Source organism: Hymenobacter baengnokdamensis, from assembly GCF_008728635.1.
Lineage (GTDB): Bacteria > Bacteroidota > Bacteroidia > Cytophagales > Hymenobacteraceae > Hymenobacter > Hymenobacter baengnokdamensis.
Genome location: NZ_CP044285.1, coordinates 3,180,413 through 3,192,542, shown reverse-complemented (window position 1 = coordinate 3,192,542; position 12,130 = coordinate 3,180,413). Strand labels below are relative to the sequence as shown.

Annotated in this window: 6 protein-coding genes and 1 CRISPR repeat array; all 6 genes read left to right on the top strand. The window is 53.9% G+C overall.

Features of this window, described 5'->3' with window-relative positions; translation table 11 throughout:
• Window positions 1–843 (top strand): type I-B CRISPR-associated protein Cas5, encoded by an 843-nt coding sequence (locus F6X24_RS13645; protein ID WP_151088524.1) that lies wholly within the window; start codon window positions 1–3, stop codon window positions 841–843.
• Window positions 815–3,571 carry a CRISPR-associated endonuclease Cas3'' gene (locus F6X24_RS13640; protein ID WP_151088523.1) on the top strand — a complete coding sequence of 919 codons (2,757 nt, stop codon included), beginning with the start codon at window positions 815–817 and terminating at the stop codon, window positions 3,569–3,571. Before F6X24_RS13645 ends, F6X24_RS13640 begins: the two co-directional genes overlap by 29 nt.
• Window positions 3,572–3,584: 13 nt before the next feature.
• Window positions 3,585–4,091 carry a CRISPR-associated protein Cas4 gene (gene cas4 / locus F6X24_RS13635; protein WP_151088522.1) on the top strand — a complete coding sequence of 169 codons (507 nt, stop codon included), beginning with the start codon at window positions 3,585–3,587 and terminating at the stop codon, window positions 4,089–4,091.
• Window positions 4,092–4,133: 42 nt separating this feature from the next.
• The gene (gene cas1b / locus F6X24_RS13630) at window positions 4,134–5,144 is read left to right on the top strand and encodes a type I-B CRISPR-associated endonuclease Cas1b (RefSeq protein WP_151088521.1); all 1,011 of its coding nucleotides are present in this window, start codon (window positions 4,134–4,136) and stop codon (window positions 5,142–5,144) included.
• A gap of 4 nt (window positions 5,145–5,148) precedes the next feature.
• Window positions 5,149–5,412, top strand: a complete 264-nt coding sequence (gene cas2 / locus F6X24_RS13625) for a CRISPR-associated endonuclease Cas2 (RefSeq protein WP_151088520.1) — start codon at window positions 5,149–5,151, stop codon at window positions 5,410–5,412.
• Window positions 5,413–5,614: 202 nt separating this feature from the next.
• Window positions 5,615–10,183: a CRISPR direct-repeat array (repeat unit 29 nt; unit sequence GCTTCAATCGGACTGTGTGGAATTGAAAT).
• A gap of 241 nt (window positions 10,184–10,424) precedes the next feature.
• Entirely contained in the window at window positions 10,425–12,080 is a 1,656-nt protein-coding gene (locus tag F6X24_RS13615; RefSeq protein ID WP_151088519.1) for an IPT/TIG domain-containing protein, read from the top strand.
• Window positions 12,081–12,130: the final 50 nt, after the last annotated feature.

Sequence of the window (12,130 nt, the reverse complement as noted above, 5' to 3'; positions counted from 1 at the left end):
ATGCAGCGCCTCATTTCCGTGGACTGGCGGGCCACCTTCGGCTTCCTGAAAAAACCGGATGTCAACGAAGGTATCTACCTGACCTACAATATCTTGCACAAGCCCGCTTTGCTAGGTATTTTGGGGGCGGTGGCGGGGCTAGGTGGTTACGGCCGCCCCGACTACATGCGCCCCGAACGCATCCTCGAATACCGGCGTAAGCTCGCCGGGATGCGCGTGGCTATTGCCCCGCTTGAAGCCATCGCGCTGCCTGTGGCCGGCCCGGCCGCCAGCCAGCACGGTAGTGAACGGGGCAGTTTTCGCAAGGCCGTCATCAAGTACACCAACACCGTGGGCTACGCCAATGATGGCTCGACGCTGATTGTGAGCGAGCAAACCCTGCTCGGCCCGGCCTACCGCACCTGGCTGCTGCTCGACGATGCCAACGACACGCAGGCCGACCTACTGCGGCGCCTGCAAACGCAGCAGGCCGAGTTTGTGCCCTACCTCGGCAAAAACGAGTTCCCGCTGTGGTGGGAAAACGTGCGGGAGTGGGACTTTCAGCCATTTGGTGGCGAGCAAAATTTTGTCATGCATTCCATCTTTCGGAAGCCCTCAGACCAGAAGCTTGCCCGTAATGTAACAGCAGGGCCTGCCGCAGCTTTATTTGGATTTTCCAGCGCAGCCGGGTCATTCCTTTATTTCGAGCGGCTGCCCGTAGGCTTTCAGAAAATGGGAAAGGAAGAGCAGTATGAATTAGCTGAATTTGTGCTGACAGACTTCGAGTTACTGCCAACCAACCAATTAGCGAACCTATATAAAGCAAGCTACTTTAATGAGCGCGTCCACCTTCAGTTCGTTTGAATCATTGCTTCCTCAAATTCCGACGCTAACAGGAACAGTGCCCAATCTGGATGCTTATCTTGGACATCTACCGGCACAGGGTTCAGCTCCCAACACGCCAAAAGAACAGCTAGCCGAACACATTACTCGCGTCAACTCTAATGCTACCCGCTTAATCCAAGCGCATGGCCTGGAGCCAGTTATAGAAAATCTAATAACTGACGTTTGTACGCAGACTGGCATTCGAACCTGGCATTTTAGTGGTTGGCTCAAAGAGTTATTCCTGGCGGCTATTGCCTTCCATGATTTTGGCAAGCTCAATGAGAACTTTCAACGTGAGCGAATGCAACAGGCGCAATTTGTAGCCGTCGCTAACGGCATCCAGCATCACCACGCGGGGCTAGGAGCGTACATATTTTTTCACTACTACTTCCTAAAAGCCTTTGCCTTACAGCCATTATCTTCCGAAGTAAACCCAGTAATGGGTTTGCTTCTAGATTTTGCCGACCTTATTGCCTTGCATCACTCTCCCAGGCTGCATGAAAGCCGCTGGAATGAGGATATCGCCTTGTTGCGGCGTTATCTGGTGCTATCAGGTTTGGAACAGGTGCCGGACCTAAACGGTGTATTGGAAGCGAAAAGCAAACAAAACATCCGTGCCCTGGTATTCTCAGCTAATGGCCAAGCAGAGGGCTTTTCTCGCTTCGCCCTGCTCAAGCTCTGCTTTTCGCTGCTGACGGCCAGCGACTACCTGGCCACGCTGGGCTACATGCAAACCGGCGGCGACTACACCCGCCTCGACGCGCTCACGCTGGGCATTTTATCGGCGGCGGACAAGGCGGCGTTCAGCGCCCGCTTTCGCAGCTTCGACTACAACCGAGCTGCCCTATCTACCCCCGACCAGTGCGCCGACATGACCTGGGAACAAGTGCAGGAGCGCAGCAAGGACAACCTGAATGCTCTGCGGCAAAAGCTGCTGGCCGAAGTGGTGCGCGCCGTGCGTCGGCAGCCCGAGAAGCCCCTCTACTACCTGGAAGCCCCGACCGGGGCGGGCAAAACCAACCTCTCGCTGGCCGTGGCGCTGGAACTGCTCAACCACGATGAGCGATTAGGCAAGGTATTCTACGTTTTTCCGTTCACCACGCTCATCACCCAGACCTATGACGACATCAAGTGTAAGCTGGGGCTCACTGATGCGCAACTTGTGCAGCTGCATAGCAAGGCTGAATACGCTACCCGGCCCGTGCCCGGCGGCGAAGGCAGCTATGGCCCGGCTTGGCATAACCACGTCGATAACCTGTTTGTGCAGTACCCCATTACGCTGCTCTCGCACGTTCGCTTTTTCGACTTACTGAAAAGCAACCGCAAGGAAGCCAACTACTTGCTACACCGACTGGCCAATTCAGTCGTTATTTTAGATGAGATTCAAAGTTACAGCCCCACGTGCTGGGACCATGTAAATTACTTTCTGTTGCACTACGCCCGGCAGTTTAATATTCGGGTAGTCGTAATGTCGGCCACGTTGCCCAAGCTCCACGCCCTCACCCGCGAGGCCACCGCGCCGGAGGTAGTGCCGCTAGTGGCCGAGGCGAGCCGCTATTTTCAGAACGCCAATTTTGCCGGGCGCATTCGCTTTAATTTTGAACTACTTGGCAAAGATTGGCGCACCCGCTACGCCGCCAAGCCAGTAGATGAGGCTGAACGCCGGGCCGTCCTGCAAGAGTTGGCCGATACCGTTGCAGCCCGCTGCGAAGAATTTGCTACGGGCAACGAAAACCGGGTAGCCGGCATTATTGAGTTTATCACCAAGAAGTCGGCGGCGGGCTTTGCCGAGGCCGCGCAGGAACACCCGATACTAATGGGCTACCAAGTGCGGATACTCAGCGGCACCATTCTGGAACCCCGGCGGCGGGAGGTGGTGAAGTGGCTAAAAGCCGCCGACACCCGTCTGGCCAACCCCCGCATCCTGCTGATATGCACGCAAGTAGTAGAAGCCGGCGTGGACATTGACATGGACGTGGGCTTCAAAGACCGGTCGCTGCTCGATTCGGATGAGCAGTTGGCTGGCCGCGTCAACCGCAATGCCACTCGCCCACCTGCGCCGGTTTACTTGTTCGATTTAGATTCGGAAGCAGGCATTTACGGGCCCGACCTGCGGCTCAAAGTCGCCCGCAAGCTCGCTGCCATAGACTATGAGCGCATTTTGCGCGAAAAGGACTTTAACTACCTCTACGGTCAGGTAATCGACTTACTCAACAGCAAGGAAGGCAAGCTAACCGACAGCTTCGGCCGCTACCAGGAACTGGTACGGCTGCTGGAATACGAAGCCATTGACCGCCAGTTTCAACTTATTGATAATGACACGGAATCCGCATTTATCCCACTTCGCCTTGATAAGGAATGCTTCACTAATAAAGAGTGTGAACTGCTACAAGCTGCCGGGGTATTCGCTGGACCGGATACAAGTCAAACCATTGACGGCCAGCGCGTTTTTGAATGGTATTTGGCAACGCTCAAAAACAAGTCCGGCGACTTTATCCGCGACCGGGAAGCCCGGCAGCGCTTGCAGTCGATTATGAGCAAGTTTACAATTTCGGTCTATCCACAACTAGCCGCCCAACTGCGAGGTGCCACGCCCGGGCAAGACTGGCACAATTACGGATTCGTATACCTAAACGAGCCGGCCAAATATTACAGCTACGAAGAAGGCCTGTTGCCGACCGCCACTTTCTCCTCCGACATCTGGTAAGGCTCTTGTTTTTATGCGCCCCATCACCGCTACGCTTATCAACCTCTACCACATTTGCCACCGTGAGTTGTGGCTGCATGCCCACGAAGTACGCATGGAGTTTTTCTCCGATGCCGTGCAGGACGGCAAGCAGCTGCACGAAACGGCCTATCCCCAGCGGGCCGACCGCAACCGCGAAATCATGCTGGGCGGCAGTAAAATCGACTTTTATGACCCTAAAACCAAGGTGGTCCACGAAATAAAGAGAGGAAACAAAGCTGAGCAGGCGCACGTGGCCCAGGTAAAGTATTACCTCTGGCTGCTGGAGCAGCATGGCGCGCCTGGCGCCACCGGCCTGCTGGAATACCCGCGCCTGCGTCAGACCCAGAAGGTAGAGCTGCTGCCCGAAGACTACGCAGCCATCGCGGCCTGGGAAGCCGACATCCGTTGCATCGTGGAAAGCGAGCAGTGCCCACCTGTCATCAACAAGCCCTTTTGCAAGCAGTGCAGCTACTACGAGTTGTGCTACGTGGACGAATAACTCTTCTATATTCCCTCATCAACCCTACCCCACCGCTAGCCGATGAAAAAAAGCTTGTATATATTTAATCCCGGCCGCATGAGCCGGCAGGATAATACCCTCAAGTACACGGCCTACGATGAGGAAGGAGCAGAAGGGCAAACTAAGTTTTTACCCATCGAGAATGTTGCTGACCTTTACGTATTTGGGTCGCTTGATGCCAATTCGGCGCTGTATAACTTCTTGGGCAAGAATGGTGTGTCGGTACATTTCTTTGATTATTACGAGCATTATACCGGCTCGTTTATGGCTAAGGAATATCTATTAGCCGGCCGCCTGCAGGTAGCCCAGACCGGCCATTATACCAGCCTAAAAAAGCGCCTCGTTGTGGCTCGCAAGCTGGTAGAGGGCGCGGCCTTCAACCTGCTCAAGAACCTGCGCTACTACCAGGGCCGGGGCCGCCAGGTGGCCGAGGAAATCGCCCAGATTGAGCTTTATGTATCGGGCCTGCCCTACGCCACTACAATTGCTGAGCTTATGGGCTACGAGGGCAATATTCGGCAAACGTATTACCGCTGTTTCGAGCAGCTGGTGAACGTGCCGGGCTTCACCTTTAGCTCGCGCAGCACCCAGCCGCCGCAGAACGAGCTGAATGCCCTGCTCAGCTTCGGTAACATGCTCTGCTACGCGGCCTGCCTCTCGCAGATTTATCATACGCAGCTCAACCCTACTATCTCGTTTTTGCACGAGCCCGGCAGCCGGCGCTTTTCGCTGGCGCTGGACCTGGCCGAAATTTTCAAGCCCTTGCTCGTGGACCGCACCATCTTCCGGCTGCTTAATAAAAAGGAGATTCAACCCCGCGACTTTGTGCGGGAGCTTGATGGCTGCCTGCTCAAGGAAGCCGGCCGGAAGACGTTCGTACGCGTGTTTGAGGAGCGTCTGAAAGAAACTATCCAGCACCGCCGCCTCAACCGCTCGGTGAGCTATCAGCACCTTATCAAGCTGGAATGCTATAAGCTAACCAAACACCTGCTAAACATGGAAGAGTATCAACCCTTTAAAGCCTGGTGGTAAAATCATGTATGTTATTCTAGTATATGATATAAAGCAGCAGCGAGTCAGCCGGATGCTGAAGCTCTGTCGCCGCTACCTACACTGGATTCAGAATTCGGTCTTCGAGGGTGAAATCAGCGAAGTCAAGCTAAACGAGCTGCTATCGAAAGCACGCGCTATCCTGGATGAGGATGAGGACAGCGTTATCCTTTTCAAAAGTCGCACGCAGCAATGGTTGGAGAAGCAGGTAGTCGGGCGCGAACGCAGCTCACTGGATACCATTCTATAGGTCTTGCCCTCGTCGCATACACCCCACGGCTATGTAGATTGAGCGGCATTAAAGCCTTTTACTTATAACTACTTGATTCATAAGGTCGTCTGTCCCCTAGGGAAATCTTATTATTACCTATCGACGACTTTACCGTTTTTTTTAGACCTATTTATGTGCTTTTTTACACACTCAGGGCCTATAATTGCGCCATAATTTGCGGGCTTCAATCGGACTGTGTGGAATTGAAATGAAATTGTTGTAGCTTCACAACGTTAGAGCCGCTGCGCTTCAATCGGACTGTGTGGAATTGAAATTGCGTACCTTCCTGATTCCCACGGGCGAAGACCCCGGCTTCAATCGGACTGTGTGGAATTGAAATATGGTAGCATATTAGATAAAACGTAGCAAATGCGTCGCTTCAATCGGACTGTGTGGAATTGAAATCTAAGAAATAAGTTGTTACTTAGGCCGGGTTACGCTGCTTCAATCGGACTGTGTGGAATTGAAATATTATATTTCCCCCATTGTTTGCAAACGGGCCAGTAGCTTCAATCGGACTGTGTGGAATTGAAATGGCTGATATGGGCTATGATGGCCTGGTCGATTTTGCGCTTCAATCGGACTGTGTGGAATTGAAATAAATGAGCCTGCCCTACTTTACGGCCAGCGGCACTTGCTTCAATCGGACTGTGTGGAATTGAAATACTGTAATTTTTACTAATTCGGCATTTAAGACTTTGCTTCAATCGGACTGTGTGGAATTGAAATCGAGGACGTAAGCCTATTCGGCCAGCTGCTGGAACTGCTTCAATCGGACTGTGTGGAATTGAAATACGTGGTAAATGATGCGGTGCTACGCTGGACTACCGGCTTCAATCGGACTGTGTGGAATTGAAATGGTAATCTGGGGGCAGGATGGCCTGCAGCTATCCGAGCTTCAATCGGACTGTGTGGAATTGAAATCCAGTGGCGAGGTAAGCGCCGCCGCCCAGGGCATTGCTTCAATCGGACTGTGTGGAATTGAAATCGTCCTTAGTTGCGGCAATCGTTACGTATTACGTAAGCTTCAATCGGACTGTGTGGAATTGAAATGGCTAACAACGGCACACCTACCGAAGATAAAACCGGGCTTCAATCGGACTGTGTGGAATTGAAATACTACAATCCAATGGCAGCCAAGAAAAAACAACCCGGCTTCAATCGGACTGTGTGGAATTGAAATACACTCACGCCTACCCACTCGCCCAGCTCATCGCTGGCTTCAATCGGACTGTGTGGAATTGAAATAAGATGGCGAGCTCTCCCAGTTGCCCGAGCTGGCCGGCTTCAATCGGACTGTGTGGAATTGAAATAAATAATAATGCCTGATTACGTTGCCTACTACCGCGGCTTCAATCGGACTGTGTGGAATTGAAATACTTAAGCTGCTATGAGGAAGCCAATTATAGCTGATGCTTCAATCGGACTGTGTGGAATTGAAATTTAGTCGCTTCGAAAGCGCAGCGCTTAGCAGCTTTTGCTTCAATCGGACTGTGTGGAATTGAAATATGAGTACCAGTACGAGGCCTTGGATATGCTTACGGCTTCAATCGGACTGTGTGGAATTGAAATGCTAGTGATGAAGCTGGCAAGTCCTGCTTAACCAGTGCTTCAATCGGACTGTGTGGAATTGAAATCCCTTACCCATAGTGAAGTAATCGGCCAAGCCTACGCTTCAATCGGACTGTGTGGAATTGAAATATTCCCCAAGCCCAGCGCCGCAACCAGAATATAAACGCTTCAATCGGACTGTGTGGAATTGAAATAAAGCTACCGCCTGCTGGCAATGATTTTCTTCGATGGCTTCAATCGGACTGTGTGGAATTGAAATCCGCGAGAGCCAAGCCGACCGGTGGCAAATTGCCAAGCTTCAATCGGACTGTGTGGAATTGAAATGCCGCAACGCCGGTTTCATCTTCGCGCTGCGTGACTGCTTCAATCGGACTGTGTGGAATTGAAATAAGATTATCACCACTAGCATGGGCCTGGCATCTACTGCTTCAATCGGACTGTGTGGAATTGAAATACTTGTACTCGCGGCGCGCATAGTTGGCCACGAGGGCTTCAATCGGACTGTGTGGAATTGAAATTCTTTCACGACATTGTAAGCAATGTCATTGGCGTTGCTTCAATCGGACTGTGTGGAATTGAAATAAACCATTACCTATACCGTAGGCGAGGAAGACCCCGGCTTCAATCGGACTGTGTGGAATTGAAATGCTTATTGACGAAATGGTAAAAGCCGATACTTTGCGCTTCAATCGGACTGTGTGGAATTGAAATAAGGTGACTTTAAAGGGCGCACCGCCCCCAAGCTGGGCTTCAATCGGACTGTGTGGAATTGAAATTTGCTTCGCGCAGTGGGCTGACCTGGATGGGCAGCAGCTTCAATCGGACTGTGTGGAATTGAAATACTGACGTTCCCAGCGAGCTGCGAGGCTTTTTCAAGGCTTCAATCGGACTGTGTGGAATTGAAATTGGAGTGAAACAGGGTGTAGGTGAGCGAAACGGTTGAGCTTCAATCGGACTGTGTGGAATTGAAATAGCAGAAACAGGTAGGGCGCGGGCCGGGGGCCGGTCGCTTCAATCGGACTGTGTGGAATTGAAATTTGCCAAAGCCCCGCACCTGTTTGCCGGCGAGCTGGCTTCAATCGGACTGTGTGGAATTGAAATCCCACCCGGCCCCCACCTGCTGGGCCAAGACGCGCGCTTCAATCGGACTGTGTGGAATTGAAATGAAACTGGCGGCGCAGGCCCGCATCGCGCTCGGCAAGCTTCAATCGGACTGTGTGGAATTGAAATTCAACCGCTATACCCCCAGCGCGGCCGTGTATGAGGGCTTCAATCGGACTGTGTGGAATTGAAATATGTCTTTGACGCTAGGCTTAATGCTGCCAGCTAATGCTTCAATCGGACTGTGTGGAATTGAAATTTTCAAGCTCCACGAACTCCGTGCGACTGAGCTCGTGCTTCAATCGGACTGTGTGGAATTGAAATTTGAAATAGGGCGTGTATTGCGCCCATCCAAACGATGCTTCAATCGGACTGTGTGGAATTGAAATAACTGAGCTCTACATTGGTAAGGGCGCTTACATGACGCTTCAATCGGACTGTGTGGAATTGAAATGGTAATAGTTGACGGACGACGTCGCCGATTCCGTCTGCTTCAATCGGACTGTGTGGAATTGAAATCGTATATTCTCAACGGGGGCCAGTCGGCCCCGTAACGCTTCAATCGGACTGTGTGGAATTGAAATGATATGACGCTCGCAGTCAGGAGATATTCATCCAGGGCTTCAATCGGACTGTGTGGAATTGAAATGAGTTGTAGAAGTCGTTGCCCACCGGAATCAACACCGCTTCAATCGGACTGTGTGGAATTGAAATAGCGAAGTGGCTGAAAATCTTTACCATTCCGGCTGAGCTTCAATCGGACTGTGTGGAATTGAAATACAAGTGGGACACCCACGCCGTTATCGATAAGCAGCGCTTCAATCGGACTGTGTGGAATTGAAATGGAAGTAAAGCAGGACCGTCTGCAGCTGGTGCTGAAGCTTCAATCGGACTGTGTGGAATTGAAATGGAACGCTTGCGAGAAGTGAGGGGCCTGACTACCCAGCTTCAATCGGACTGTGTGGAATTGAAATAGAATGAGTTACAGCCGCAGTTTGCGAGCCAATACCGCTTCAATCGGACTGTGTGGAATTGAAATAAAAGCAGGAACAGATTACTGAATTAGAGGGCAAGAAGCTTCAATCGGACTGTGTGGAATTGAAATCGGTAGACTTTGCCGAGCCAGTGTGCCATATCCTGGCTTCAATCGGACTGTGTGGAATTGAAATTGCTACTTGTTGGCTAGGAAAGGTGAAGTATTGGTCGCTTCAATCGGACTGTGTGGAATTGAAATTTGGAGCAGCCAGTAGGCAGCTCACTAGCCTCGATGGCTTCAATCGGACTGTGTGGAATTGAAATGTGGATTGGCGGGGCCGTGGGCATGGACTCGCGCAAGCTTCAATCGGACTGTGTGGAATTGAAATTGGATTGGAAAAGGCACGCTTAAAGGGATGAGTTTGGCTTCAATCGGACTGTGTGGAATTGAAATACGGCCAATCGACGCTTACGCAGGTGCCGGAAGCCAGCTTCAATCGGACTGTGTGGAATTGAAATAGCCGCCTTAAACCCACTACCCGCGCCACCGCCACCGCTTCAATCGGACTGTGTGGAATTGAAATTTAAGCACAATAGTATGCACAAAATAATGATTAGGTGCTTCAATCGGACTGTGTGGAATTGAAATACGACGTTAACCGACACCGGCAACCCGCACCGGCAAGCTTCAATCGGACTGTGTGGAATTGAAATAAACCTGTACGGGTGAAAGAGGGCAATTGGCTAAGGGCTTCAATCGGACTGTGTGGAATTGAAATATCTTGGGCAATTCCCCATTGAATGCAAAGAGGCCGCTTCAATCGGACTGTGTGGAATTGAAATCTACATAACGGCGTTTCTGGGCTGTTCTGAGTGCTTGCTTCAATCGGACTGTGTGGAATTGAAATCGGTGGACGTAACCCTGGCCGAAGCCAAGCGCAAGGGCTTCAATCGGACTGTGTGGAATTGAAATCGTTCAAGGATAGCCGCAGCACGTTTGCCCAGCGCTGCTTCAATCGGACTGTGTGGAATTGAAATTTGAAGCCCCACAGGTCGCGAGGGTCGGCTGGGAAGCTTCAATCGGACTGTGTGGAATTGAAATGGCAGCAGGTGACAGGCCCTGAGCGCGGGCCACGTCGGTTTGCCGGGCCCCAGCGGCCACTTGACGCACGCACTCGGCTTTGAAAGCCGGCGTATATTTCTTGCGAGTCAGCGGCGAGCCGCTCGGATTACGGTTGTCGGGCACGGACAGTGAAAGGTAAGACTTCTCACTGTCTGTTTTTACTCGACTACCTCAGTTCGTCCCCTTCTTTTTCTTTGCCTTAGCTTTTTTATTCTTTTCCATGAAACATTTTTTCTCTTTATTGCGCCGGCTGCTGCCGCTCACCCTCTTGCTGAGCCTGCGTGCGGGCACTGCCCTGGCCGCCCCTGGCCCGGGTGCCACGACCGGCCAGGCCGCTACGCCACTGGCTGCTGCTCTCACCCCGGATGGTACTCTGCGGCCCGGGGCCTACGGCTCGTTCGATGCGGCGGGCTTCGCCATGACCACGGCCCCCGACGGCCACCCGGTGTTCCGGCCCGCCCAGGTGCAGCGCCCCACCGGCGCTGGCGATGCCAACTGGGCCGATGGCTTTACGCTGCGGGGCACCAACGGCATCGTATATGCGTTGGCAGTAGACGGCAGCGGCAACGTGTACGCTGGGGGGCTGTTCACCACGGCGGGCGGGGTAGCGGCCAACAATATTGCCAAGTGGAATGGCACCAGTTGGACGCCGCTCAGAACGGGCACCAACGGCAGCGTGTATGCGTTGGCGGTGGATGGCAGCGGCAACGTGTACATGGGCGGCCAGTTCACCACGGTGGGCGGGGTAACGGCCAGCAACATTGCCAAGTGGGACGGCAGCGCCTGGACGCCGCTCGGAACGGGCACCAACAGCGCCGTGCGAGCGCTGGCGGTGGATGGCAGCGGCAACGTGTACGCAGGAGGCGACTTCACCACGGCGGGCGGGGTAGCGGCCAGCTACATTGCTAAGTGGAACGGCACCAGCTGGACGGTAATGGGTGCGGGCATGGAAATCTACAGCGGCGGCGTGCGAGCGCTGGCGGTGGATGGCAGCGGCAACGTGTACATGGGCGGCCAGTTCACCACGGTGGGCGGGGTAGCGGCCGTCAACATTGCCAAGTGGAACGGCACTACCTGGACAGCCCTCGGAACGGGCATATCGGGCGTCATCTACAACACCTACGTGTATGCGCTGGCGGTGGACGGCAGCGGCAATGTGTACGCGGGGGGGCTGTTCTCCACGGCAGGCGGGGTAACGGCCAGCAACATTGCCAAGTGGAACGGCACTACCTGGAGTGTGCTCGGCACCGGAACTAACGCTCAAGTGCAGGTGCTGGCAGCGCAGGGAGGGTATCTCTATGCGGGGGGCGACTTTTCGGCCGTGGGCGATGGCAGCAAGGTTATGAACTTCTTTGGGCGCTACACCCTAACCCCTACGCTGACTTTGCTCAGCCCCACGAGCGGCCCGGTGGGCACGAGTCTCACCATCACGGGCACCAACCTGACGGCAGCCACCAGCGTTAGCTTCACCGGCACGACAGTAGCCAGCGCGAGCTTCACCAGCAGTTCGGCCACCAGCATTGTGTTGAACGTGCCCACGGGGGCCACCACAGGCCTAGTCACCGTGACCACGCCCGGCGGCACCAGCAACGGGCTGCTCTTCACCGTGACGACGGTCACGGCTACGCTAGCCGGGGCTGCGCCAGCGGTTCTGCGGCTCTACCCCAACCCAGCCCACGGCACGGCCACCGTGCAGCTACCGGCCGGCACCCCGGCCACTACCCTCGTGCTCTGCGATGCCCTGGGCTGCACACGGCGCCGTTACCCCGTAGCCGCTGGGGCCACCGAAGCCACCCTGGACGTGCGCGGCCTAGCACCGGGCGTGTACGTGCTGCGCGGCGCAGGCAGCACCGGTCAGAAGCTGCTGGTAGAGTAAAAGTGGGGATTAGGCAGCCGCCAACGGCTGGTACAAGGCCGTAACGGAGA

Coding starts and splice junctions, on each gene's coding strand:
- F6X24_RS13615 (WP_151088519.1), top strand. CDS start 10,425: ATGAAACATTTTTTCTCTTTATTGCGCCGGCTGCTGCCGCTCACCCTC.
- cas1b (WP_151088521.1), top strand. CDS start 4,134: ATGAAAAAAAGCTTGTATATATTTAATCCCGGCCGCATGAGCCGGCAG.
- F6X24_RS13640 (WP_151088523.1), top strand. CDS start 815: ATGAGCGCGTCCACCTTCAGTTCGTTTGAATCATTGCTTCCTCAAATT.
- cas4 (WP_151088522.1), top strand. CDS start 3,585: ATGCGCCCCATCACCGCTACGCTTATCAACCTCTACCACATTTGCCAC.
- F6X24_RS13645 (WP_151088524.1), top strand. CDS start 1: ATGCAGCGCCTCATTTCCGTGGACTGGCGGGCCACCTTCGGCTTCCTG.
- cas2 (WP_151088520.1), top strand. CDS start 5,149: ATGTATGTTATTCTAGTATATGATATAAAGCAGCAGCGAGTCAGCCGG.